The 23153-nt window shown below is 47.9% G+C and carries 26 protein-coding genes and 1 pseudogene; 19 read left to right on the top strand and 8 right to left on the bottom strand.

What is annotated here, in order from left to right:
• Positions 1-35 precede the first annotated feature (35 nt).
• From GC56T3_RS14465 to GC56T3_RS14490, 6 genes are all read left to right on the top strand, one after another.
• Positions 36-728 carry a Crp/Fnr family transcriptional regulator gene (locus tag GC56T3_RS14465; protein ID WP_013146123.1) on the top strand — a complete coding sequence of 231 codons (693 nt, stop codon included), beginning with the start codon at positions 36-38 and terminating at the stop codon, positions 726-728.
• 237 nt (positions 729-965) lie between these two features.
• A complete protein-coding gene (locus GC56T3_RS14470; RefSeq protein ID WP_013146124.1) occupies positions 966-1205 on the top strand; it encodes a DUF2249 domain-containing protein in 240 nt (79 codons plus the stop codon).
• A complete protein-coding gene (locus tag GC56T3_RS14475; protein WP_013146125.1) occupies positions 1202-1411 on the top strand; it encodes a DUF2249 domain-containing protein in 210 nt (69 codons plus the stop codon). Before GC56T3_RS14470 ends, GC56T3_RS14475 begins: the two co-directional genes overlap by 4 nt.
• A complete protein-coding gene (locus GC56T3_RS14480; protein WP_013146126.1) occupies positions 1408-2658 on the top strand; it encodes a hypothetical protein in 1251 nt (416 codons plus the stop codon). The genes GC56T3_RS14475 and GC56T3_RS14480 overlap by 4 nt, the downstream gene beginning before the upstream one ends.
• Positions 2659-2680: 22 nt before the next feature.
• Positions 2681-2983 carry a metal-sulfur cluster assembly factor gene (locus GC56T3_RS14485; RefSeq protein WP_013146127.1) on the top strand — a complete coding sequence of 101 codons (303 nt, stop codon included), beginning with the start codon at positions 2681-2683 and terminating at the stop codon, positions 2981-2983.
• 191 nt (positions 2984-3174) lie between these two features.
• On the top strand, positions 3175-3921 hold the full coding sequence (locus GC56T3_RS14490) for a Fic family protein (protein ID WP_013146128.1): 747 nt from the start codon (positions 3175-3177) through the stop codon (positions 3919-3921).
• A 99-nt stretch (positions 3922-4020) separates the two neighbouring features.
• On the opposite strand, the gene GC56T3_RS14495 is transcribed toward GC56T3_RS14490, so the two are convergent.
• The 4 genes from GC56T3_RS14495 to GC56T3_RS14510 form a co-directional block, all read right to left on the bottom strand.
• The gene (locus tag GC56T3_RS14495) at positions 4021-4266 is read right to left on the bottom strand and encodes a hypothetical protein (protein WP_013146129.1); all 246 of its coding nucleotides are present in this window, start codon (positions 4264-4266) and stop codon (positions 4021-4023) included.
• Positions 4267-4505: 239 nt separating this feature from the next.
• Positions 4506-6635, bottom strand: a complete 2130-nt coding sequence (locus GC56T3_RS14500) for a heavy metal translocating P-type ATPase (protein ID WP_041468536.1) — start codon at positions 6633-6635, stop codon at positions 4506-4508.
• On the bottom strand, positions 6619-6990 hold the full coding sequence (locus tag GC56T3_RS14505; RefSeq protein ID WP_013146131.1) for a metalloregulator ArsR/SmtB family transcription factor: 372 nt from the start codon (positions 6988-6990) through the stop codon (positions 6619-6621). Before GC56T3_RS14505 ends, GC56T3_RS14500 begins: the two co-directional genes overlap by 17 nt.
• A gap of 201 nt (positions 6991-7191) precedes the next feature.
• Positions 7192-7959, bottom strand: a complete 768-nt coding sequence (locus tag GC56T3_RS14510; RefSeq protein ID WP_013146132.1) for an alpha/beta fold hydrolase — start codon at positions 7957-7959, stop codon at positions 7192-7194.
• A gap of 116 nt (positions 7960-8075) precedes the next feature.
• Between GC56T3_RS14510 and GC56T3_RS14515 the strand changes: the two genes are divergently transcribed.
• The 4 genes from GC56T3_RS14515 (at position 8076) to GC56T3_RS14525 (ending at position 10629) form a co-directional block, all read left to right on the top strand.
• Complete coding sequence (locus tag GC56T3_RS14515) at positions 8076-8882, top strand: Cof-type HAD-IIB family hydrolase (protein WP_013146133.1); 807 nt, start codon at positions 8076-8078, stop codon at positions 8880-8882.
• 328 nt (positions 8883-9210) lie between these two features.
• Complete coding sequence (locus tag GC56T3_RS19740) at positions 9211-9363, top strand: hypothetical protein (protein ID WP_013146134.1); 153 nt, start codon at positions 9211-9213, stop codon at positions 9361-9363.
• A gap of 2 nt (positions 9364-9365) precedes the next feature.
• Complete coding sequence (locus GC56T3_RS14520) at positions 9366-9566, top strand: DUF3813 domain-containing protein (RefSeq protein WP_013146135.1); 201 nt, start codon at positions 9366-9368, stop codon at positions 9564-9566.
• 199 nt (positions 9567-9765) lie between these two features.
• Positions 9766-10629 carry a DegV family protein gene (locus tag GC56T3_RS14525; RefSeq protein WP_013146136.1) on the top strand — a complete coding sequence of 288 codons (864 nt, stop codon included), beginning with the start codon at positions 9766-9768 and terminating at the stop codon, positions 10627-10629.
• 56 nt (positions 10630-10685) lie between these two features.
• Here GC56T3_RS14525 and GC56T3_RS14530 read toward each other — a convergent pair whose 3' ends face one another.
• A complete protein-coding gene (locus GC56T3_RS14530; RefSeq protein ID WP_013146137.1) occupies positions 10686-11780 on the bottom strand; it encodes a Fic family protein in 1095 nt (364 codons plus the stop codon).
• Positions 11781-12014: 234 nt separating this feature from the next.
• Here GC56T3_RS14530 and GC56T3_RS18895 point away from each other — a divergent pair, with 234 nt between their 5' ends.
• The 6 genes and pseudogenes from GC56T3_RS18895 (at position 12015) to GC56T3_RS14555 (ending at position 15993) form a co-directional block, all read left to right on the top strand.
• Positions 12015-12146, top strand: coding sequence for a DUF3941 domain-containing protein (locus tag GC56T3_RS18895; RefSeq protein WP_013146138.1), 132 nt, complete (start codon positions 12015-12017; stop codon positions 12144-12146).
• Positions 12147-12348: 202 nt separating this feature from the next.
• Positions 12349-12840 (top strand): YajQ family cyclic di-GMP-binding protein, encoded by a 492-nt coding sequence (locus GC56T3_RS14535; RefSeq protein ID WP_013146140.1) that lies wholly within the window; start codon positions 12349-12351, stop codon positions 12838-12840.
• A 73-nt stretch (positions 12841-12913) separates the two neighbouring features.
• A pseudogene (locus GC56T3_RS14540) lies at positions 12914-13483 on the top strand (peptidase M48 Ste24p); the annotation flags it as partial.
• A gap of 135 nt (positions 13484-13618) precedes the next feature.
• Complete coding sequence (locus GC56T3_RS14545; protein WP_013146142.1) at positions 13619-14344, top strand: ABC transporter ATP-binding protein; 726 nt, start codon at positions 13619-13621, stop codon at positions 14342-14344.
• 152 nt (positions 14345-14496) lie between these two features.
• Positions 14497-15129, top strand: a complete 633-nt coding sequence (locus GC56T3_RS14550) for an ABC transporter permease (RefSeq protein WP_369769995.1) — start codon at positions 14497-14499, stop codon at positions 15127-15129.
• 360 nt (positions 15130-15489) lie between these two features.
• A complete protein-coding gene (locus tag GC56T3_RS14555) occupies positions 15490-15993 on the top strand; it encodes a DUF1572 domain-containing protein (protein ID WP_013146143.1) in 504 nt (167 codons plus the stop codon).
• 122 nt (positions 15994-16115) lie between these two features.
• On the opposite strand, the gene GC56T3_RS14560 is transcribed toward GC56T3_RS14555, so the two are convergent.
• Positions 16116-16436 (bottom strand): hypothetical protein, encoded by a 321-nt coding sequence (locus tag GC56T3_RS14560; protein ID WP_013146144.1) that lies wholly within the window; start codon positions 16434-16436, stop codon positions 16116-16118.
• Positions 16437-16902: 466 nt separating this feature from the next.
• Here GC56T3_RS14560 and GC56T3_RS18900 point away from each other — a divergent pair, with 466 nt between their 5' ends.
• From GC56T3_RS18900 to adh, 3 genes are all read left to right on the top strand, one after another.
• Complete coding sequence (locus GC56T3_RS18900; RefSeq protein ID WP_227456660.1) at positions 16903-17235, top strand: hypothetical protein; 333 nt, start codon at positions 16903-16905, stop codon at positions 17233-17235.
• Positions 17189-18199 (top strand): alcohol dehydrogenase AdhP, encoded by a 1011-nt coding sequence (adhP, locus tag GC56T3_RS14565; protein ID WP_013146145.1) that lies wholly within the window; start codon positions 17189-17191, stop codon positions 18197-18199. Before GC56T3_RS18900 ends, adhP begins: the two co-directional genes overlap by 47 nt.
• Before the next feature lie 292 nt (positions 18200-18491).
• On the top strand, positions 18492-20009 hold the full coding sequence (gene adh / locus GC56T3_RS14570; RefSeq protein ID WP_013146146.1) for an aldehyde dehydrogenase: 1518 nt from the start codon (positions 18492-18494) through the stop codon (positions 20007-20009).
• Between the two features lie 35 nt (positions 20010-20044).
• Here adh and GC56T3_RS14575 read toward each other — a convergent pair whose 3' ends face one another.
• Together GC56T3_RS14575 and GC56T3_RS14580 are read right to left on the bottom strand one after the other, a co-directional pair.
• Complete coding sequence (locus GC56T3_RS14575; RefSeq protein WP_013146147.1) at positions 20045-21499, bottom strand: sigma-54 dependent transcriptional regulator; 1455 nt, start codon at positions 21497-21499, stop codon at positions 20045-20047.
• Between the two features lie 12 nt (positions 21500-21511).
• Positions 21512-23152 (bottom strand): GAF domain-containing sensor histidine kinase, encoded by a 1641-nt coding sequence (locus GC56T3_RS14580; RefSeq protein ID WP_013146148.1) that lies wholly within the window; start codon positions 23150-23152, stop codon positions 21512-21514.
• Position 23153: the final 1 nt, after the last annotated feature.

The raw sequence follows: 23153 nt of genomic DNA on the forward strand, positions 1-23153 counted from the left end.
GGAGATCAGCACTTCCTTTTAAATCACCAGCCTTCATGGCGAACCATTGGATGAAAGACCGCTTAAAAGCTGTTCCGTTGTTTCGTGAACTGTCCGATTACGAGCTTGATTCGCTGGTTGCCATTTCCCACGTGCGCGTTTACAAGCCGCGGACGTTTGTCTTTATGCAAGGCGACCCGCTCGAGCGAGTCTACTTCATTCATTCCGGCACAGTGAAAATTTACAAAACAGATGTAAGCGGAAAAGAACAAATCATCTCGATTTTGCAGACGGGAGAAATGTTTCCGCATGCCGGCTTTTTCTTAAAAGGCACCTATCCGGCCCACGCCGAAGTGGTCGAGGAAGCGACATTGATCGCGATCCCGATCCACGATTTCGAACAAGTGCTGATGGCGAGCCCTGAACTTTGCATAAAACTGTTCCGCGTCATGGGCGAAAAAATCGTCGACTTGCAAAACCGGCTTGAGGCGCAAGTGCTCCATAATACGTACGAACAAATCGTGCTGCTTTTGTTGCGGTTGACGCGCACGAACGCCGTCAAGCAAGGGAAATGGCATCGGCTCACCGCCCATGTGACGAACCGCGAGCTGGCCAACATGATCGGCACCGCCCGGGAAACGGTGAGCCGCACGTTGAGCCAGCTGAAACGGAAAGGGCTGATTGACGTCGACGAACACGGCTTTTATTTGATTGACCGCGAAGGGCTCGAACAAGAAATCTTTTTCTAACTCCTTTTTCCCCATCGTCCGGCACCGGTCGGGATTCGCAATGGAGCTGATGGGGTTTCCTTTCAAACACTTGGGCAAGCCCATCTTTCTGAAACATGCTATTCCGCCCTTTCAAACGAAGACGAAACCTTTTTTCCAAAGTGGAATATGTCATGTTTCGGCCGAAAGATGTGAGCTATATCACAACATTCTGCAGTGAAAATGATTATCATGATAGTCAAAAAGGAGGGAAAGCGCATGGGTGTGACGATTGAACTCGATGTGCGCGAAGATTTGCGGCAGAAACGTGAGCCGTTTGAAAAAATTATGAACGCCATTAAGCCGCTCAAACCGGGCGATACGTTCATTTTGCACGCTCCATTCAAGCCGCTGCCGCTGTTTCCGATTATGAAAGCGAAAGGATTTACGTACGAGGCCGAACAAATCGAGAAAAAACATTGGAGAGTAACGTTTGTCAAACAGGGGGGAGACCGATGATCCTCGATAACCGCGGACTCGAGCCGCCGCAGCCGATGATGCGGACGCTAGCCGCCCTCGCGAAGCTGAATCCTGGGGAGACGCTGACGATCATTAACGACCGCCGCCCGATGTTTTTGTACGAGCAGCTTGATGAGCTCGGCTACCGGCACGAGACGGTCGCACGCGAAGACGGCAGTTTTGAAATCCGCATTACGAAAGGATGAGCAACGTGTTTCCTACTCGCACGGGGACGGAAACAGACGTCCGTCTTCCGTTCTCGTTTATCATGTTCGCCGTGTTGGCGTTCGCCGCGTCGCAGCTTATGTTGCTTGGAGCGATTCCCTCACTTAGCAGCGGCGCGTTCCGGTTGCCGTTCGTGTGGGCGGCGGCCCACCTGGCGTTGCTTGGCTTTGCGTTGATGACGTCCATGGGGGCGATGTATCAGCTCGTTCCGGTCGCCTTTTTGACGCCGATTTGGAGCGAGCGGCTCGGCTTTTGGCAATTTGCGGTGACAGCGGCCGGCATTGTCGCATTTGCCGTAAGCCTGGCGGCGGCGCCAAACCGGGCGTTTCTTCCCAGCTTGTTGCTTTTGCTTGGCATCATCTTATTCGTCTGGCAAATGGCGATGACGTTAAGAAAACAAGAAACGAAAAATATCATGACGCTCTTTGTCGCCACGTCACTGTTGTTTTTGCTGCTGACGGCGGCCGCCGGAGGGCTGCTGGCGTTTCACTTTTTCGCCGCCAAAGGCGCTAACAATCATGAAGTGGTGTTCGGCTTGCATGTGCTGTTCGGGCTGTGCGGCTGGTTCACACTGCTCATCATAGGCTTTTCGTACAAAATGGCGCCGATGTTCTCGCTCGCCCACGGCTTTTCGCTGCGGCCGGCGCGTTACGTCTATGCGCTGTACATCAGCGGGATTGCGGTGGCGTTCGCCAGCTTATTCTTGCGAAGCCACGCATGGCTTGCAGCCGGTGCAGCCTTGCTCATGAGCGGATTCGTTGTTTTCGCCTGGCATATCCGCGCCATTTTGCAAAAGCGGATGAAAAAAACGCTTGACCGCCCGTTCCGCTTTTCGCTTTCGGCCATCGTCATCGGCCTTGTGCTGCACGCAGCTGCCGTCATCGCCATCATAGCCGGCAACGGACGGTGGCTCGGCATCATCCTCTATCTTTCTGCGATCGGCTGGATCGGATTTAGCATTATCGGCTATTTGTTCAAAATCGTGCCGTTTTTATGGTGGACGCATCGCTACAGCGAAAAAGTCGGCCAACAAAACGTGCCGACGTTAAGGCAAATGATGAATGAGCGAGCCGTCACCGTCCAATGCCGCCTATGGCTCATCGCCCTCGCGCTGGCGGCTGTTGCGCTTGCTGTCGCGAGCGTGCCGCTGTTCGCCATCACTCAAGTGCTGTTGGCTGGATTAAGCGTTGCCTTTGCCGGAACGATTTTAACGGTCTTCCGAAAATAAGCGAATGAGGAGGAAAAGAACGATGGATGTCCGCGAACTTGCCATTCAACAGCTGAAAACAGTCCTTGATCCGGAGCTCGGCATTAACGTCGTCGATTTAGGGTTGATTTATGACTTAAAAATCGAAGATGGGCATATCAATGTCCTGATGACGCTCACGACCCCGGGCTGCCCGCTTCACGACTCGATCGCCGGCGGCGTCAAACGGGCGCTCGAGCAAATCGACGGCGTCCGCGACGTGCGCGTCCAAGTGACTTGGAATCCGCCATGGACGCCGGAGCGAATGAGCGAAGAAGCGCTCCGGCAGCTTGGACATTTTTCCTGAAACGGTCCACTTTTCCATCCCCTTTTAGCTGTTCGCCCGCGTTGGGCGGGCGGTTGTTTCATTGTCCTGCAACTGCTGAACACTCCCCGCCCTTTATTTTTGTATCATATAGAAAAAACGAGAGCCATCGCTTGGCTATTTAAAGGAAAAACGAATCGAGGCCGCGAATCATATACCAAGAGGTGAGAGCGATGTTTGCTAAAATCGACGAGCTGAAACAACGGTTGGATGCGTTGCGCCCTTTGCCTCCAGGGTTGGTGAAAAACTTGCGGGAATCATTTCGGATCGAATGGACATACCATTCTAACGCCATCGAAGGCAATACGTTAACCTTGTTAGAAACAAAGCTAGTCGTAGAAGAAGGGATTACCATTGGTGGAAAACGACTCAAGGAACATTTGGAAGCGATTAACCATGCGGAGGCGATTGACTTTATTGAAGAGTTAGTCGCAAACAAAGAACATTTGACCGAGCACGTGTTGAAACAGGTCCATTATTTAGTATTAAAGAGCATTGACAATGAAAATGCCGGGAAATATCGAACATACAATGTGCGCATTTCCGGCAGCTCGTACACCCCCCCTCACTTTTTGCATGTACAAGATGAAATGAATCGATTGTTTTCTTGGTATGAAACGAATCAATATGCTCTTCATCCAATCGAACTGGCGGCTCGTTTCCATTTTCAGCTCGTATCCATTCATCCATTTGCTGACGGAAACGGACGAACCGCCCGCTTAATGATGAATTTCATTTTAATGCAGCATGGCTATCCGCCCGCTATTGTGAAAGCAAACCCAGAACAGCGCCGGAAGTATTACGAAGCGCTGGAAAAAGCGAGCGTCGAAGGCGAGGTCACTCCGTTCATTCAACTGATCGCCGCATGTGTCGAAGAAAGTCTGCGCCATTACTTGCACGCTTTAGGCATGGAGGACTGACAAAACAGCACAAACACAAAACGACACGGAACGACGGGCATTTCCGTGTCGTTTGTTTTTCTCCTCCATGAGACCCGCCTCCGGTTGGCGTTTGATCGGCTATTCAAGCAACACGTTCCACAACCATGCCATCAAAGGAACGATGACAAAAAAGGCGAAGGCGATGTATCCGACATATCGAATCCACCGGGGAAATCCTCGCCAATCGAGGGCTTCCCGCTTCATCGCCCCTCCCGCGGCGATCCGATCCAACTCTTCGGTCGGCGAAAACACCAGGTCGTCCACCCGTTGAATCTCCTCTATCCGTTGCGTTTCATGCCTCTCTTCTTCTCGAGATCCCTTCATGACGCCCCCTCTTCCCCATGATTTTCACGAACAGACCAAAACGATGTTTCTATCTAACATCCAGCATCCTCAAACGTTCGACCTAATCAGCGGTTGATGTTTTCCTCTTCATTATACCGTCTCTCATCGTCAGAAAGCACCCATATTTTCCACGCCTTTCATGAGAGAGGACAAATGCACTCCTTCTAAGTTGGACGATGTATCGAAACGGTCTGTTCCTCGCTGCCCGGAGCCTCCGCTCATTCCTTCACCCGCAACAGGCGCATGCTGTTGAGTGTCACCATCAGCGTCGCGCCCATATCGGCGAACACCGCGAGCCAAAGGGTGAGCCAGCCCGGGACGGCGGCCACGAGTGCCAGCACTTTAAGCCCTAAGGCGACGGCGATGTTTTGCCGGATGACGGCAAGCGTTCTGCGCCCAAGGTGGACGGTGTACGGCAGCTGGCGCAAATCATCGGCCATGAGCACAACATCGGCCGTTTCCAAGGCGGCATCCGTCCCCGCCCCGCCCATCGCCACACCAATATCGGCCGCGGCCAAGGCAGGGGCGTCATTCACCCCGTCGCCGACCATGGCGGTCATGCCGCAACGTTCTTTCAGCTCGCGGATCGCCGCCAGCTTCTGTTCAGGAAGGAGCTCGGCGCGAATATCGGATACGCCCGCTTGACGGCCGATGGCCTGTGCGGTTTGCTCGTGGTCGCCCGTCACCATCACCACTTCCGCCACTCCAAGGCGCCGCAGCGCGGCGACCGTTTCCGGTGCGGACGGCCGCAGTTGATCGGCCGCGGCGATAAGACCCAACAGCCGATCGGCCGTGCCGACGTCCATCACGGTTTTTCCTTCGTCTCGGAAGGCAGAGATTTGCTTTTCCGCTTCATCGGGCAACTTCCCGATCAAACTGGTGAACAAGGCGGGGCTGCCGATATAGTACGTGTTCCCCGCAATCACCGCCTTCACTCCTTGGCCGGTGAGCGATTGAAACTCGACGGCCACATCAAGAAACGGTACTCCCTCTTCTTCCGCTTTGCGGACGATGGCAGAAGCCAAAGGGTGCTGCGACCGTTTTTCGATGGCGGCGGCGATGGCCAACAGCTGCTCACGTGTTCCTTCATACACGACGACATCGGTCACGGCTGGTTTCCCTTTCGTCAACGTCCCGGTTTTATCAAAGGCAACGGCACGCAGCCGGCCGATTTGTTCGAGATGCACGCCGCCTTTGATGAGCACGCCGCGCCGAGCCGCGTTTCCGATGGCCGTCACAATCGCCACCGGGGTGGAGATGACGAGCGCGCACGGGCAGCCGATGACAAGAACGGCAAGACCGCGGTAAATCCAATCAAGCCACTCCCCGCCCATCACGAGCGGCGGAACGATGGCGATCAGAAGCGCGGTCACGATAATAAACGGCGTATAATAGCGGGCAAACCGGTCGACGAACGCTTGCATCGGAGCCCGCTCCGCTTGCGCCTCTTCCACAAGATCAATCATTTTCGCCAATGTCGTCTCGTCCGCCCGTTTTGTCACTTCAACTTCGAGGAATCCTTCTCCATTCAGCGTCCCGGCAAACACTGCGTCTCCCACTGCTTTTTCCACCGGCAGACTTTCGCCGGTGATCGCCGCTTCATTCACTGTCGAGGCGCCGCTTATGACAATGCCGTCCAAAGCGATTTTTCCACCTGGTTTGACGATCATGACATCCCCGACGCGAACGTCTTCGACCGGAACGGTCATTTCCTCCGTGCCGCGCCGAATGATCGCTTCAACGGGCGCCATCTCCATCAACGAAGCGATCGACCGCCGCGCGTTCTCCATCGAATAGCGCTCGAGCGCTTCACTGATGGCGAATAAAATGACAACAGCCGCCCCTTCCTGCCATTCCCCGATCGCCGTTGCACCGAGAATGGCGATCGTCATTAATGTTTTCATATCAAACTGCCAGCGGACCAAATTCCGGAGCCCCGTCCAAAACAGTGAGTAGCCGCCGATCACGATCGCCGCCAAATACATAGCGACCGCCAGCATCCCCTTGTCTGCCGCATCCGCCGCAACGCCAAACAGAAGCAGTGCCACAGAGGCGAAGACATTTCGATTTTCTTTTCGCTTCCAAAACGGCTCCCGCCTGGCCGGGCGTTCGCGTTCTTCACGAATGGTCAACTGTTCAAACGCCCCCGCTTGTTCAAGTTCATCAATCGTCGCCTCGCCCCAAACGGTGAGCTTGGCGGCTCCGAAATTCACTTTCGCCTCTTTCACGCCGGGCAAAGATTTCACGTTTTGCTCAAACTTAGCTGCGCAGTTTGTGCACGTCAGTCCTTGCACGTGGTATGTTTTTGCCTCAAGCCGATCCAATGTTTGTTCATTCCCCACGACCATCCCCCTCTTTCTGATGGGCGAGCGCGACAAGCAGCAGCTCGCGGATATGGTCATCATCAAGTGAGTAAAAGGCAAGTTTTCCCTCTTTCCGGTATTTCACGATTCCTTGTTTGTACAAGATGCGCAAATGATGCGATGTCGTCGCCACCGTCGCCCCGATCACGTTGGCCAGATCGCAAACGCACAGCTCTCCCTCACTGCACAGCGCATACACGATCTTCGCCCGATTTTCGTCGGCAAGCGCCTTGAAAAACGGCACGATCGCGGCAATGTTTTCATCACGAAGCCGCCGCTGAACCCGCTCGACCTTCTCTTCGTCATAACAGTAAACGTCGCACACATCATGACGGTGCATTCCTTCTCGCTCCTTGTCAATATTCAAATATTCATTTGAATATAGAATAGCATATCTCCCCCTTATATTCAAATATTCATTTGAATAAAAAATGTGCTCAAACGAAAAATCCGCCTTTTTGTTTTTAAAAGGCGGATTCCCTCTTGTGAAGCACACTTTAGCTGACCGCAAACATGTTCGTTTCCTCATTGCCGATTTTGCTTACACATGCTCGCGAAACCAGCGCACCGTCTCCAAAAACGCTTCACGCGTCACTTTATGGCCGGCGTGCGGGTCGGCGATGAATTGGAGTCGGTCTTCGTTTCCTTCATAAAGTGGTTTAATTTGCTTGTAAAACTCATATGTATAAGCATACGGGACGACTTGGTCGGCTTTCCCGTGCCAGATGAACAGCGGCCGCCCGGCGAGTTTTTCCGGCTGCTTGGATAAATCGTAGCGGGCGAGCTTTTCTTTTTCGAGCGCAAGCAACGTCGGCGGCAGCGGAATGTCGATTTGGCGCCGCTTTCCTTCTTCAATCATCTCATCAAAAAAGGCGCTGTAGTTCGGGCAGCCCATAAGCGCCACCGCCGCCTTCACCCACGGATAGACGGCGAGCGCGCCGAACGTGACGATTCCGCCCATCGATGTCCCAGCGAGCCCAATCCGTTCTCGGTCAGCCAGCCCGCGGCTTACAAGGTCGTTTTTCATCTCCTCGATTTCGGTGATCGTGCGCACGACAATGTCCCAAAACGACAGCTGCAATTTTCGTTCGCTCAAGCCTTCGTCCCGTTCACCGTGAAACAGCGCGTCGGGAAGCACAGCGCGGTAGCCCGCCTCCGCAAGCAAGTAGCCGAAATGCAAATTATGTTCTTTGGCGCTCGTAAAGCCGTGGATAAAGAAAATCAGCGGCAGCCGTTCGCTCCGCTTTTCCGGCTTGACAACGTGAAGAACCGGCACGCCGGCCAACTGTTCCTGTTCAATGATCACCATGGTTGCACAAACCCCTTTTCTTTTTCCATCGCTGTATAGTTTACCATATGGACAGCGATTTTGGAAAAGAGTTACACTATGTAGTGTAAAGAATAACGAGGGCAAAGGAGTCGGACATGAAGCCGTATTTAATCGCGTTGGATTTGGATGGAACGTTGCTCAAAGAGGATAAAACGATTTCTCCATTTACCAAAGACGTCATCCGCCGCACCATCGACACCGGCCATTTTGTTGTCATCGCCACCGGCCGCCCGTACCGGGCAAGCTCCATGTACTACGAAGAACTTGGCCTTGCAACGCCGATCGTCAATTTCAACGGCGCGTTTGTCCACCATCCGCGCCAGCCGTCGTGGGGCATGCACCATTACCCGCTGCCGCTTGCGGTCGTCAAAGACATTGTTGAAATCAGCGAATCCTATGGAATCAAGAATATGATGGCCGAAGTGTTAGACAATGTTTATTTTCACCAACATGACGAAGTGTTGCTTGACATCGTCCGCCTTGGCAACCCGACCGTGGAAATCGGCGATTTGCGCCGCTCGCTCGGCAAAGATCCGACGAGCGTGCTCGTGTACACAGACGATGATCATATCGAGCGGATTCAATCACACTTAGCGAATGTGTACGCCAACGTCATCCACCAACGGCGTTGGAGCGAACCGTGGCATGTCATTGAAATCATCCGCCATGGCGTCCATAAGGCCGCGGGCTTAAAACAAGTCGCCGACTACTTCGGCATCCCAAGGGAGCGCGTCATTGCTTTTGGCGATGAAGACAACGACCTCGAGATGATCGACTGGGCCGGTCTCGGTGTTGCGATGGGCAACGCCATCGAACCGTTGAAAACTATTGCCGACGATGTGGCAAAAACCAATGAAGAAGACGGCGTCGGTGTATATTTGCAGGATTTGCTTCGTTTGTAGTTTCCATCGCGGCGGTTTCCGAGCCGCCTTTTTTGACGCCGTCCATTAAGATGGATGAAAAAGCGCGTTTCTCCAAAAAAGAACCGTTTCGATGCTGCTTCGTTGGCGAACGCTTTGCCGGAGCGTTTTCCTCGCTCTATCGCCAGCCTTATCTGCTTCCTACAATCTAAACGCTGGCTGATGCTCCTCTTTTCACCTTTCTCCAACCGCCTTGCCGTTTTGTAGAGCGACTTGTGTTGTAACGAATTTCCTTACTACTGTTCCCCCCGTGCGGTTACACTATACGTGACGCAACGCGCGTCTTCATATTTTAAAGGGGGAATCCGTCATGGGCAAACGAAACAAATCGAAGCGTTTCGTCCAACAAAGCATCGATGCGGTTGAACGGCATGACAAGCGAATCCCTTACCATTTAACGTACGCCGAGGCGGAAGCGCGCAAAGCGGAAAAAGCGATGGAAACGTCGCTTGGAGGAGCGTAGCGATGGGCAACCGCCTGTTCCAAGAGGCGCGCAAAGCGGTCGCGCAGGCGAAACAAGCGGCCAATGGCGAAATCGACATGAGCGTCGACCGCGCCATTGCCATCGCCAAAAACGCCTTGTCATCTGCCTATGCGCATTCCAACACGGCGGAAAAAGCGCAGTTGCGTCAATTTCAAGCCGAGCTGGACGAGCTCACCCACTAAACGGCTGCGGGCTTCCCGCAGCTGTTTCTTTCGCCCGTTGCCGATTTTCCATTGTATTCCGTCCGGAAAACCGCTACACTAAGCATAGATGTGAATCGTTATTCATTCTCCAAGACCACCGGCCGATGCGGACGAATGAAACGCCGTTCGTTTCAACAAGAATCCACTTGGATTTCTATAAGAAAGGGGAAACGGAAACATGCCCATTCAAATCATCACCGACAGCGGAGCGGATTTGCCGCAGTCGTACATTCGCGAGCATCAAATCGCCTTTTTGCCGCTTGTCGTTCATTGGAACGGCCAAGATTACGAAGACGGCATCACAATCGAGCCGAAGCAAGTATATGACGCCATGCGCCAAGGGCATACGGTGAAAACGGCACAGCCAAGCCCGCTGGCGATGAAGGAACTGTTTTTGCCATACGCCAAAGAAAACCGGCCATGCCTTTACATCGCCTTTTCATCGAAATTATCCGGTACATACCAAACGGCGATGGCCGTGCGCAGCGAACTGCTTGGTGAATATCCGGAATTTCGCCTGACAATCATCGACTCGAAATGCGCCTCTCTTGGCCAAGGGCTCGCCGTCATGAAGGCAGTCGAGCTGGCGAAACAAAACACACCGTACAACTTGCTTTGTGAAACGATCGAGGCGTATTGCCGCCATATGGAACACATTTTCACCGTTGACAACTTGGATTACTTGGCGCGCGGCGGCCGCATCAGCAAAACCGCCGCGGCCTTTGGGGGCTTGCTCAACATCAAGCCGCTTCTCCATGTCGAAGACGGGGCGCTTATTCCGCTTGAAAAACTGCGCGGGCGAAAAAAAGTGTTAAAGCGCATGGTCGAGTTGATGGGCGAGCGCGGCGACGATCTGCAAAAGCAAACGATCGGCATCAGCCATGCCGATGACGAAGAAACCGCCTTGGAGCTGAAACAAATGATCGAAGAAACGCACGGCTGCACGCGCTTTTTCCTCTCCGACATCGGCAGCGCCATCGGCGCACACGCCGGACCGGGTACGATTGCCCTCTTTTTTCTGAACAAATATATTGAGATCTGACGCCTTTCACGCCGGACGAAACACGGGCGCCTGCACAACACAGGCGCCTGTCCTCATCACCGAAGTTGATCAAGAAGGTTGTAGTAGTAGTACGTTTTGGACCGCATCCGGCCATCCGAGAAAATGAGTTGCTGTTCCTCAAACCGATTCAAATAGCGCCGAACCGTTGCTTCCGGCAAACCGGTCAACTCCGCCATCATGTTCGCGGTAAAAATCGGGTGCTGGAACATGACATTGACAACGGTTCGAATATTATGGCTGTTCACAAGCGCACTTGCCTTTTCCAAATCTTCTTCATACAAATCGTTTACTTTTTGAATCAATCGAACATTTTGTTTCGCTTGTAAATGGACGCATTGCAAGAAAAACTGAATCCATTGCGTCCAGTCGCCTTTGTAGCGGGTATCATTCAAATAGCGGTAATACTTGTGCTTATCCCGTTCAAGCACATCGCTGACAAAAAAGTTCGGGTAATCGATGACACCCTTACTATACAAATAGAGCGGAATCAAAATTCTTCCAATCCGACCGTTTCCGTCAAGAAACGGATGAATCGTTTCGAACTGCGCATGAATTATGGCTACTCTCACTAATTCATCATAATCATCGTTCGGTTCATGAATGTATTTCTCTAAATTTGACATATACTCATTGACAAGATGCGGCTCCGGAGGAATGTAAGTGGCGGTTTCAATCGTGCATCCTTCCGGACCGAGGAAATTTTGCACCCTTCGGAATTCCCCTGGCGACCGATGGGATCCGCGTACATCGTTTGACAACAAAATTCGATGCAACTGCTTAAACAACCGAGTCGAAATGGGGATCTCTTTCAGCGCATCCATCCCTGCCACTAATGCTTCATAATAGTTTAATGCTTCTCGCACATCGCTGTTCGCTTTTCTGCTTTGTGCTTCAGTCTCCATCACTTCATCCAATGTCACTTGTGTCCCTTCAATTTTCGTCGACTGCACCGCCTCCTTCAGCATGATCGGCCTGAGCAGAAATCGAGGGTGCAGCTTTGAATGCCGCAGCATCGTTTGATACTCAACCATCGCCTTATTCGCTTCGATCAATTCGCGAAGAAAACGCATTTGATTCACGACATCTTCGCTAAGAGGAAGCTTGAAGGGGACAAACGGTTTTCGTTTCATTTTTCATTCCCCTTTACGAACATTTTAGATAAAAAATGATCGTTAAACACCTATATTTACCCTATTACAAACATTTATCTCTATTTTTGTACTTAATTATACTCTGAAGCGAACCATTTGTTAAGAAAAATTCTCCATTTATCTTTCCACAAACTACCTTCCCCTATTTCCACATAGTTCATTTCCATTTGCCGCATACTAATGATGGACGATCGAAACAAGGGAGGGCTACCGATGCCAAACACGAGCGACAACGACAAAAAAGCGCGGGAGAACCAAGCGAAGCGCCATGAGAAAAACATGATGCGCGAGAAAAACCGCGAATCCGGGAAGTTCGCGTATTCGAAGAAGACGGATCATTTGTGAGCAAAATGACAAAAAGGCGGCCGAAACACCGCCTTTTTCACATTGTTCCCCCTGCACCAAGTCCCCGCTTTCAGCACGGCGCTACATGCCGGCCTCTTCCGGCTAAAAGACGAAACTAACCTTCTTGCCTCTTTGATCATTGTTGTCTTTCCTCCCACCTTTTTCTATAATGAAAGTACATCACACGCCCGGGAGGTTGCTTATGTCCAAAGAAAGTTCGTTTGATATCGTATCCAAAGTCGATTTGTCGGAAGTGGCAAACGCCATCAACATCGCCATGAAAGAAATCAAAACACGCTACGACTTCAAAGGAAGCAAAAGCGACATTTCACTGGAGAAAGACGAGCTCGTTCTCATCTCCGACGACGAGTTTAAGCTTGAGCAGCTGAAAGATGTGCTCATCGGCAAGCTCATTAAGCGCGGGGTGGCGACGAAAAACATCCAATACGGCAAAATCGAGCCGGCCGCAGGCGGCACGGTGCGCCAGCGTGCCAAGCTCGTCCAAGGGATCGACAAAGAGAATGCGAAAAAGATCAACACGATCATCAAAAACACTGGCTTGAAAGTGAAAAGCCAAGTGCAAGATGACCAAATTCGCGTCAGCGGCAAAAGCAAAGACGACTTGCAAAAGGTGATCGCCGCCATTCGCGAAGCCGATTTGCCGATTGACGTGCAGTTTGTGAACTACCGCTGAAACAGGCAGAAGCGCGCTGCCTGTTTTTTCATAAATAGAAGAGTGATGTTTATAGGGGGAGGAAGCCGTCCATGTCAAAAAGCGGGACGTTTTAACTGCGCAGCTGTTGCAGTTTGCCTTCATCATGGTGATTTCCTCCATCATCGCTGGCGTGTACGAAGCAGCCGCCCATTGGTTGGAAACACATCGCGCCGCAACGTTTTTGATCGGTTGGACGCTCATCGTTCTGTTGTATCCCGCTTTCCGTTCATGGCTTGTGCAGTGGATGGAAGTGCGCGCTGATCATCTCGGAGCGACGCTGCTTGATGGCGGCAACGACCAGATGGCCAACGCCTTAGCCATTCTTTCAAAAAATCAAGACCAAGCCATCGAGCAAGCACATCGCTACCACATCGATGCGAAGGAAAAAGACGATGAGGAGGAAGATGCATTTGCCGAGGACGGTTCTTTCACTTTCGAGAGAGAGGACTGGTTTTCACGCTTTTCCAAATTTCAACTATCCCCCCATCCGCCGATGTATTGGCGCATTCATTCGCTCCGCACGACCGAAACCGGATGGAGCACGCAAAAACTTCGATTATGGTGGCGCGACTGTTGGCGCGAATCGCTTCCTGATTTTGTGAAAGAGTGGCTGCATATATAGATGCAATGAAATCGTTTCACATATCTTTGACGGAAGACCGAACAACAACCTGGAAGCGGCGTTGTTCGTCCACCCGACAGCCGGGTGCAATGACCAGCAAAAGCGATAAATGTTAAATGGAAAGGGTAGAAAAAAATGATTGCCGTGCAAGACGTAAACAAAATCTATCCGCCAAACCGCCAAGTATTGCATCATGTTTCCCTTGAACTGGTTGAAGGGGATCGACTTATTCTTTTAGGGCCGAATGGAGCCGGAAAGACTACTTTAATAAGGTGCATCATCGGGCTTACTGCACCAGACAGCGGCAGCATCTATGTCAATGGAGTAGATGTTGTCCGCCATCCAGATGAAGCGCGCGAGTCGATTGCGGTCGTATTTGAAGAAGCTGACAACTCCTATTCCTATTTAACTGTTTTGGAAAATCTCTTATACTTCGGCTTGCTGAACAAATGGAGTCGTGCTGAAGCAAAACGAAGAGCCGAACGAATGATGGCCGTGTTGAATCTAACCCCATACGCTGAGCGTCTTACCCAAACCCTTTCACGTGGGATGAAACAAAAACTGGCATTTGCGATCGCCTTAATGAAAGGAGCGCCGTTTTTGTTCCTTGATGAGCCGACTCTTGGCCTTGATGTTGAGTCGCAGCATCATATCCGAACCATGTTAACGGACGAAAAACCATGGTGGAAAGCCGTTCTCATCACCACCCACGACATTCCTTTTGCCCACGCCGTTGGAAATAAGTTTGTCTTTATCCAAGGCGGAAAAATCGTTTGGAGCGGCACGAAAGAACATTTTTCAACTCCAGCCGACCTTGAAACTCATTTTTTGGCCGCTATTCGTTCCAACCTATCCGTCTAAGGAGGTGAGTCGGTTGTCCCCGCAAATTTTGAATGTAGTATTGGCTTCCTTTTTGAAAAAAAAAGGCAGAGTATCGTCGGTATTGGTTCGATTTTACCGTTGGGCTTATCATTAAATTTGTCTTTTTTCTCGGTACGCTGTACGCAAGCCCGATACAGACCGGAAAAGAAGCGACGGTCAAACTGTTCGGTTTCAGCCTTTGGTACTTAAGCGCTCATTTGATCTCGAAGCTCGGCAACACGGTGATCGAAGAAGCGTATCTCGGCACCGCCGAGCAAGTGCTTTCCACCAAGACTGCTCCATGGAAAATTTTGATCGGCGTGGTGATCGCTGAAGTCGCGTTATCGTCCATGTGGGTGACGCTCTTTTTCGTTTGTGCGGCTTTGATGATCGGATTTTCCGAAATTCTCTCGGGAATCGTATCCATGATAACGGAGATCGTCGTATTTGGCGGCGTAAGCCTCATCGGGATGACGGGAATCGGCGTGTTCATTTTAGGGCTGTCCCTTCGCTTAAAGCAAGTGGGAGCCGTTACCGAGGTGCTGCTTTATTATTTATTGATCTTCTCAGGATTTTTTCTATCTTCGAATGTATTGCCGACAGCGTTTCATATTCTCAACTACTTTTCTCCCCTTTCTTGGGCCGTGCAAGGAGTGAATGAAGGATGGCCCGTATTCTTTCCTGCTCTCGGCATTTCGCTATTATGGCTGGCCATGGGCTCATTGGTCTTGAAGCAACAATGGCATTGGGCGAGAAAAAACGGAAAAATCGGAAGCTACGTATAAAAGAGCGGACGTTATCCCTCACATTTCGCACCCTTTCGGCGAAAATCGAGAGGATGTTTTCGCGACCATGCCGAATGCATCTTCGACAATCAAGGAAAGCAAAGGAGGTTTCATAACACGGACGTCTTGCACGAAGGGGACTCTCTTTATTACGACGCCGCCTGCGAACATCAGTTGATCAACACGGGCAAAGAAGCGTGCCGCTATGATCTGATTATTCACTCGCCTGCTTCGAAAACATGACCCATAGTCATGTCCGCCCAAGGCGTTGCTTTTTTTGCTTTTGGCCGTCACATAGAAAGAAATCACAGCATCGACGGCGAATAAAAGAGATGGCATTTCTTTGACGGAGGTGTGTGAATGAACATCGGCCAAGAATATTTGCGAGTGGTGCGCGCACGCTTTGTTGACATGAAAAAGACCGCCGAACGGGCTATGGACCAATGTTCGGAGGAACAGCTGTTCCATTGCTTTCATGAGGAGGCAAACAGCATCGCCATCATTGTCAAACATATGAGCGGAAATATGGTGTCGCGCTGGACAAACTTTTTGTCGTCGGATGGGGAAAAACCGGACCGAAACCGCGATGATGAGTTTATTAACGACTTCCATACGCGCAAAGAAGTGCTGGCTTGCTGGGAAAAGGGGTGGTCTGCTTTCTTTCAGACGCTGAACGAACTGCAAGAAACGGATTTGTTGCGGACGGTCACGATCCGCGGCGAACCCCATTCCGTCATCGAAGCCATTGAGCGGCAAATGTACCATTATTCGTATCATATCGGACAAATCGTCTATATCGCGAAACAGCTGAACCGAAACAACTGGAAAACACTGACCATACCAAGAAATCGAAAAACAACATAAGCAGCTTCTGATTCGAATGATCATGCAAACGCCATCCGCCCCTCGGAACCGTCAGCCGATCAAGGCGGATGGCTTTTTGGCGGCCTGGCGTTTCTCTACAATCATATCGATCGGGATCGCATTCATCGTCTGGAAAGTTTCACAATACCGACCAACAAACAAACCATCCCCACTCCCCATGCCAATCCCGCCTTGCCAAGAAGGAGGGAGATTTCTTCGGATGCCTGCGCATGGGTAGGATCAAAAGAAATGGCTCTTAACGCAAAGTAGGCGGCAATAGAGAGCAGCAGAAAATGAGCAAAAATCCAATGGAATGCCAAACGACGCGTCCGATTCTTCCGCCAAAGGGAAACGACCGTCATGGTGGCGATCAACATCACGACGGAAAAACCGCCAATGAGTAAATCCATCACTTCCTCTTCCATCGGCAAATGTTTATGCATGTTTACAGCCCCTTTCATCAAGGTAAGGTGATATTTCTTCTATACTTCTCTTTCCATTCCTCCTCTTCCTTTTTAATATTGGCTCTTCACCACAAAATGCACTTGACAAAGAAAGATGTTCATAATAAAAAAAATCAAAATAACGTTTTTCCTTTTTACTCACATTTCGCACCCTGAATAAAAATTTGAAATAAGCCCGATTTGACCGAATAAAAATTAATTATTTTACAATTTTTGTATAAAAAATTATATTTATGCGAATATTCTGGTCGTTTTTTGTATATTATGCAAAGGTTGCGAAATATGAGTTTTTATACAATTTACCTCATTTGAGCAACATTACTTTCTTTTTTCACATATAAAGCAGCCGCCATGTTTCATATCCTAACGTACAATATTGTTCTGCAACAAAGAAACAAGTCATCAAGACTTTGTGAAAACTTTCTCATCAAAATATGACAATTTTTTGAACAAACTTGCCGAACATTCGGAGAAAATGGACGAAATCTTGGCACATTTCCCCTATAAAATCTCTTTAGGCGCTGGCGAAACACATTTATTTCTTCTCAACCGCTTATTCGCCAATCCTAAAGAAGAAGGCGGCCGTATTGCTTTTCAAACTCAGAAACTTGCTTGCTTGAAAAGTTCTTTCACTTTACCACCGGTCCCTTTTCCCCATCACTATTGCTTGGCACGATTTTTGCTTTTCATAGCAGGTGAAACAAAAAAACTTTATAAAGGAGATGGTGAGAATGAAAGCCGCCGTTGTTCACAAATTCAAACAAAAACTTCAAATTGAAGAAGTGGAGAAACCAAAACTAGGGTATGGCGAAGTGCTTGTGAAAATTGAAGCTTGTGGCGTCTGCCATACCGATTTGCATGCGGCCCATGGAGATTGGCCGGTAAAACCGAAACTTCCGCTTATTCCTGGTCATGAAGGAGTAGGAATCGTTGTTGAGGTCGGCGAGGGAGTGAAATCAATCAAAATTGGCGACCGTGTTGGCATTCCATGGTTATACTCGGCATGCGGTGAATGTGAATATTGTTTAAGCGGTCAAGAAACACTTTGTCCACATCAATTAAATGGTGGATACTCTGTCGATGGCAGTTATGCAGAATATTGCAAAGCCCCGGCCGATTATGTCGCACGAATTCCTAAAAATCTCGATCCTGTACAAGTTGCTCCTATTCTTTGTGCTGGAGTCACAACGTATAAAGCATTAAAAGTTTCAAATGCCAAGCCTGGTGAATGGGTCGCTATTTATGGAATCGGGGGATTGGGCCATATTGCTCTTCAATATGCCAAAGCAATGGGATTAAATGTCGTTGCTGTTGATATCAGTGATGAAAAGGCAGAGCTTGCAGCAAAGTTAGGAGCTGATATTACAATCAATGGCCTGCGTGAAGACCCCGTAGCAACAATTCGTGAAAAAGTAGGCGGAGTGCATGCAGCTATTAGCGTTGCTGTAACGAAAAAAGCTTTCGAACAAGCCTATCAATCCGTTCGACGCGGTGGTTGCCTTGTCATCGTTGGACTGCCTCACGATGAACTACCGATCCCTATTTTTGACACTGTATTAAATGGCGTTACAATAAAAGGTTCGATCGTCGGTACACGAAAAGATATGCAAGAAGCTTTAGATTTCGCCGCACGCGGAAAAGTTCGCCCCATTGTGGAAGCGGTACCATTAGAAAAAATTAACGAAGTATTTGAACGGATGGAAAAAGGCCAAATCAATGGCCGCATTGTTTTAACAATGTAACACAAAGCGGCAGAAGAACAATCCTAAATTTTCTAGGGGAACGGAGAAAAATGGCGATTTTTTCAGCATTGCCTGTTTTTAGTTTAGGCACAGATCGATATCATAAAGTTTCTCATTTTGAGAAATCGACCGGTTCAACCACCAGTGCCTAATAAATCACCTGCTTTCTAGTATTACGAAAAGTGCTATCCGATTATGTCAAACTCTTAGGGGAAGATTCCCCTTCCCCTAAGAGCATATCTGAAGGAAAATAGCTTAATTTAAACATCTTTATTACACAAGGAGGATGCAAATGATTTACAGCAAACCAGGCGAAAGAGACGCAAAAGTTCAATTCAAAGCAAGATACGATAACTATATTAACGGAGAATGGGTGCCGCCTATTTCAGGCCAATATTTCAAAAATATCACGCCCATAACAGGAGAAGTATTTTGTGAAGCAGCACGCTCGCAGGCTGAGGATATTGAATTGGCATTAGATGCCGCGCACGCGGCAAAAGAAGCTTGGGGAAAAACATCCCCGGCTGACAGAGCGTTGATTTTAAATAAAATCGCTGATCGCATGGAAGAAAACTTGGAAATGTTAGCGGTTGCCGAAACATGGGATAACGGCAAACCGATCCGTGAAACGTTAAACGCCGACCTACCCCTAGCCATCGATCATTTTCGTTATTTCGCTGGAGCCATACGCTCCCAAGAAGGAACAATCAGCCAAATTGATGACGATACGATCGCGTACCATTTTTATGAACCACTCGGCGTTGTCGGGCAAATTATCCCATGGAATTTTCCATTATTGATGGCAGCATGGAAAATTGCTCCTGCGCTTGCTGCCGGAAACTGCATTGTGCTAAAACCAGCTGAACAAACTCCGGCATCGATTATGGTGCTTATGGAGCTGATTGGCGATCTGTTGCCTCCTGGAGTGCTCAACGTTGTCAATGGGTTCGGATTAGAAGCTGGCAAACCATTAGCTTCTAGTTCACGTATCGCCAAAATCGCGTTTACCGGTGAAACAACGACAGGGCGGCTGATTATGCAATACGCTTCACAAAATATTATTCCTGTTACACTGGAATTGGGAGGCAAATCCCCAAACATCTTCTTTCCTGATGTAATGGAAAAAGACGATGACTTTTTAGATAAAGCGATTGAAGGATTTGTCATGTTCGCTTTAAACCAAGGCGAGGTTTGTACGTGCCCTTCTCGTGCTCTCATCCATGAGTCCATTTATGACGAATTTATGGAGCGCGCTCTTGAACGCGTGAAAAAGATTCGAACAGGAAATCCGCTTGATACAAGCACAATGATGGGAGCACAAGCTTCAGCAGAACAAATGGAAAAAATTCTTGCATACATTGATATTGGAAAACAAGAGGGCGCCGAATGCCTAATCGGCGGCGAAAAAAACATAATCCCTGGATTCGAAAACGGGTATTATATCAAGCCAACCGTATTTAAAGGACATAATAAAATGCGCATTTTCCAAGAAGAAATTTTCGGTCCAGTAGTCTCAGTAACAACGTTTAAAGATGAACAGGAGGCTTTGGAGATTGCTAATGATACGTTGTACGGCCTTGGTGCCGGGGTATGGACGAGAAACATCAACTTGGCTTATCGTTTCGGAAGAGGCATTCAGGCAGGAAGAGTTTGGACAAATTGCTATCATGCTTATCCGGCCCATGCTGCTTTTGGAGGATATAAACAATCTGGGATCGGTCGTGAAACCCATCATATGATGTTAGCGCACTATCAACAAACGAAAAATTTACTCGTTAGCTACAATCCAAAACCATTAGGATTTTTCTGATCAATCAAGCAACAAAAAGCTGATCCGAAAGCCATTTACGCTTTTGGATCAGCTCCTTTTTCTTTTAATAAATATCTTAATGTTCGTACGGTGATATTTAACCGTTCTGCTGCTTCTTTACGATTTCCTAACGTTTCTTTTAACATTTTCAGTACAAAAGATCGGCCGATTTTCGTTTCTAGTTCTTTCACTGAAGATAATACATGTTCAAGATCTAACCGATCACTGTTTCTCCATAGTGCTAGCACACCATTCATCCATTCTTGCAAATAGGCTTCTAAGTCTTCTACTCCATCTTTTGGACTTCGCACGCTATTCGATACTTGCCCTAAATGCAACGGAATCTTAAGCTTCTCCGGCAAATAGTCAAGGGTGATCACCTCTGTTTCTCCTTCCGCTAAAGTTACCGCCCTTTTAACAACATTAAACAATTCTCTCACATTCCCCGGCCAATGATACTGTTTCATCTGGGAAATACAGTCCTCTGAAAACGATAGAGGTGTATTTAGTTTTTTTAAAAAATAATCAATCAAAATTGGAAGATCTTCGAGCCGTTCTCGAAGCGGAGGAATGGTAAGTTTCACAACATCTAATCTGTATAATAAATCCTCTCTAAACGTCTTCTCCTCGACTGCTTTTGCCAGATTGACATGCGAAGCAGCAATAATGCGTGTATTCGTTTTGCGGATCGTTTCACCCCCGACGCGAATATACTCCCCTGTTTCCAGCACTCTTAACAGTTTTACTTGCGTTGCAAGAGACGCTTCTCCAATTTCATCTAAAAATAACGTGCCACGGTTAGCAATTTCAAAAATCCCCTTTTTTTCTTTTACCGCTCCTGTGAACGCCCCTTTTTCATGTCCGAACAATTCGCTTTCTAACAGTGTTTCCGAAACAGCGCCACAATTCACCCCAATAAAAGGCTGATCATAGCGCATGCTCGCGTTGTGGATAAAATGAGCGAGCACTTCTTTTCCAGTCCCAGTCTCTCCTTCAATCAACACATTCACATTTTTTTTCGCAATTTTATAAGCTAATTTAAGCAAATCATTCATCTCTTTATTTGTTCCAACGATGAAACCGAGCGTCTCAGCCAACTTATACATATCATCTTGGGATGAAAGAGGACCATCACTTAATAATTCATCGATTAATCGCTCTAACTGTTCAATATCGTCAAACGGTTTTTCAATATAGTCGTTTGCCCCATGTTTAATCGCTTCAACTGCTGTCTTTATTGTGCTATAGCCTGTCATTACAACCGCTTTGCAAGAAGGATATGAGCGTTTTAACTGTTTTAATAAATTTAAACCGTTTGCATCTGGAAGTTTCACATCGATGAAAGCAAGATCAAACTTGTATTGTTGAATCAACTGAAAAAAATCTTTCCCGCTAAATCCAAGCTTGACCTTGTTCCCTTTCCCTTCTAATAAATGTTGAAAAAACGTTCCTACTTCCCTTTCGTCATCAATAACTAAAATATTCCCCACTCATCTCCCCCCTTATTTCTTTTTTGGAAGTTTTAATATAAACTCACTTCCTTTACCAAGTTCGCTGACCACCTCAATCGTTCCACCGTGCGCCTCAGCAATCCCTAAACTAACAGACAGCCCAAGCCCGGTTCCCTTACCTGGCCTCTTCGTTGTAAAAAATGGATTAAAAATTTCCTGCAAATGTTGTTCTTCTATTCCTTTTCCGTTGTCACGGACCGATAGAACAACCCAATGTTCTCCGGCTTCAACGATCGACTTTGTTTCTATGACAATGATTTTCTCTGGAATATCCATCTCTTCAAGCGCATCTTTAGCGTTTATTAATAAATTTAAAATAACTTGGCTTATCTGTTGAAGGTTTCCTTCAATCAATTCAATGGAAGCGTCTAATCTTTTTTGAATACTAATATTTTGTTTGCAAATTTGATCACCAATTAACCCTAATACTTGTTCAACGGCATCATTTATAGAACAATCTTCAAACCTATATTCATCTTGTCTTGAAAATGTCAATAAATTTTGAATAATGGTTTTGCAGCGTTTCCCGCATGAATAAATATCAAATAGCAGTTTATATATACGATCATCTTTTGAAAAAGACCTCAACAACAGCTGGGCATTGCCAAGAATGGCGGTGAGAGGGTTATTCAATTCGTGCGCAATTCCAGCAGCCATTTCCCCAATTGCAGCTAACTTTCCTGATTGAACAAGTTGGGCTTCAATCTGCAATTTTTCAGTAATGTCATTAAGATACATAATCACAGCGTACATATTTTGTTTTTCATTCAAGACGGGATAAGAACGCAATTCGCATACCCTCTGCTGGATATGAATACGCCGATGAACAGATTTTTTTGTTTCTAAAATTTCCACGATCGGGCTTTCCTTTGGATTAATTGATAACAATTTACATATATCTTTTTTATACAAGTCAACTTGAAAAAACTCGTTAGCTGCATCATTATACCGTAAAATATTCCCTTCTAGGTCGACGAGGAATATCATTTCTGAAACAGCTCGGAATGTCTCTTCCCATTCTTTTTTACTGGTAAGTACCTCATTATAAAGACGGACATTTTCAATACAAACCGCCAGTTGGTCGCAAAATTGCTGAAAAAAGGACAGATCATCTTCATCATACACCACTTTTTCCTTGCTTCCTATACTCAGTACCCCGATCACCTTTCCTTTGCTAATAAGTGGGATCAATAATACACTGCGAACTCCTAAGGCGTTATATACAGCTGCTTCAACATACAAATCTTCGTCTTCTTCTATTTGATAAAAAATTTTTTCGAGCGATTGTACGACTTTCCAATAGAGCGACCTCTCTTTTGGCAAAACAAAACCAATAGGAAAATACAAAGAGTGAGCGGGATATACATTTGTTAACACTAATTTATGATTTTCACATAACGATAAGCTGATTCGTTCCACTGGAAAAATTGTTTTCAATTTATCCATACTATTTTTCATCATTTCATCCATTGATATATCAATATTGAAGCTTTTTGTAATATCATTAATAATCTCCAACTGCATATTTTTCTTTTTTAACTCTGTGACCATCTTTTTTAATTCTGTGTAATAACTTTTTTTCGAAGATTGAACTCCTGTTAAAAGGCTAATGAGTTGTTGCCGGTCATTCATT

Source organism: Geobacillus sp. C56-T3, from assembly GCF_000092445.1.
GTDB classification, from domain to species: domain Bacteria; phylum Bacillota; class Bacilli; order Bacillales; family Anoxybacillaceae; genus Geobacillus; species Geobacillus thermoleovorans.

What these genes read in the sequence shown, in the direction of transcription:
- GC56T3_RS14465 (WP_013146123.1), top strand. Translation starts at nt 36, where the DNA reads ATGGCGAACCATTGGATGAAAGACCGCTTAAAAGCTGTTCCGTTGTTT.
- GC56T3_RS14470 (WP_013146124.1), top strand. Translation starts at nt 966, where the DNA reads ATGGGTGTGACGATTGAACTCGATGTGCGCGAAGATTTGCGGCAGAAA.
- GC56T3_RS14475 (WP_013146125.1), top strand. Translation starts at nt 1,202, where the DNA reads ATGATCCTCGATAACCGCGGACTCGAGCCGCCGCAGCCGATGATGCGG.
- GC56T3_RS14480 (WP_013146126.1), top strand. Translation starts at nt 1,408, where the DNA reads ATGAGCAACGTGTTTCCTACTCGCACGGGGACGGAAACAGACGTCCGT.
- GC56T3_RS14485 (WP_013146127.1), top strand. Translation starts at nt 2,681, where the DNA reads ATGGATGTCCGCGAACTTGCCATTCAACAGCTGAAAACAGTCCTTGAT.
- GC56T3_RS14490 (WP_013146128.1), top strand. Translation starts at nt 3,175, where the DNA reads ATGTTTGCTAAAATCGACGAGCTGAAACAACGGTTGGATGCGTTGCGC.
- GC56T3_RS14495 (WP_013146129.1), bottom strand. Translation starts at nt 4,266, where the DNA reads ATGAAGGGATCTCGAGAAGAAGAGAGGCATGAAACGCAACGGATAGAG.
- GC56T3_RS14500 (WP_041468536.1), bottom strand. Translation starts at nt 6,635, where the DNA reads ATGGTCGTGGGGAATGAACAAACATTGGATCGGCTTGAGGCAAAAACA.
- GC56T3_RS14505 (WP_013146131.1), bottom strand. Translation starts at nt 6,990, where the DNA reads ATGCACCGTCATGATGTGTGCGACGTTTACTGTTATGACGAAGAGAAG.
- GC56T3_RS14510 (WP_013146132.1), bottom strand. Translation starts at nt 7,959, where the DNA reads ATGGTGATCATTGAACAGGAACAGTTGGCCGGCGTGCCGGTTCTTCAC.
- GC56T3_RS14515 (WP_013146133.1), top strand. Translation starts at nt 8,076, where the DNA reads ATGAAGCCGTATTTAATCGCGTTGGATTTGGATGGAACGTTGCTCAAA.
- GC56T3_RS19740 (WP_013146134.1), top strand. Translation starts at nt 9,211, where the DNA reads ATGGGCAAACGAAACAAATCGAAGCGTTTCGTCCAACAAAGCATCGAT.
- GC56T3_RS14520 (WP_013146135.1), top strand. Translation starts at nt 9,366, where the DNA reads ATGGGCAACCGCCTGTTCCAAGAGGCGCGCAAAGCGGTCGCGCAGGCG.
- GC56T3_RS14525 (WP_013146136.1), top strand. Translation starts at nt 9,766, where the DNA reads ATGCCCATTCAAATCATCACCGACAGCGGAGCGGATTTGCCGCAGTCG.
- GC56T3_RS14530 (WP_013146137.1), bottom strand. Translation starts at nt 11,780, where the DNA reads ATGAAACGAAAACCGTTTGTCCCCTTCAAGCTTCCTCTTAGCGAAGAT.
- GC56T3_RS18895 (WP_013146138.1), top strand. Translation starts at nt 12,015, where the DNA reads ATGCCAAACACGAGCGACAACGACAAAAAAGCGCGGGAGAACCAAGCG.
- GC56T3_RS14535 (WP_013146140.1), top strand. Translation starts at nt 12,349, where the DNA reads ATGTCCAAAGAAAGTTCGTTTGATATCGTATCCAAAGTCGATTTGTCG.
- GC56T3_RS14545 (WP_013146142.1), top strand. Translation starts at nt 13,619, where the DNA reads ATGATTGCCGTGCAAGACGTAAACAAAATCTATCCGCCAAACCGCCAA.
- GC56T3_RS14555 (WP_013146143.1), top strand. Translation starts at nt 15,490, where the DNA reads ATGAACATCGGCCAAGAATATTTGCGAGTGGTGCGCGCACGCTTTGTT.
- GC56T3_RS14560 (WP_013146144.1), bottom strand. Translation starts at nt 16,436, where the DNA reads ATGCATAAACATTTGCCGATGGAAGAGGAAGTGATGGATTTACTCATT.
- adhP (WP_013146145.1), top strand. Translation starts at nt 17,189, where the DNA reads ATGAAAGCCGCCGTTGTTCACAAATTCAAACAAAAACTTCAAATTGAA.
- adh (WP_013146146.1), top strand. Translation starts at nt 18,492, where the DNA reads ATGATTTACAGCAAACCAGGCGAAAGAGACGCAAAAGTTCAATTCAAA.
- GC56T3_RS14580 (WP_013146148.1), bottom strand. Translation starts at nt 23,152, where the DNA reads ATGAATGACCGGCAACAACTCATTAGCCTTTTAACAGGAGTTCAATCT.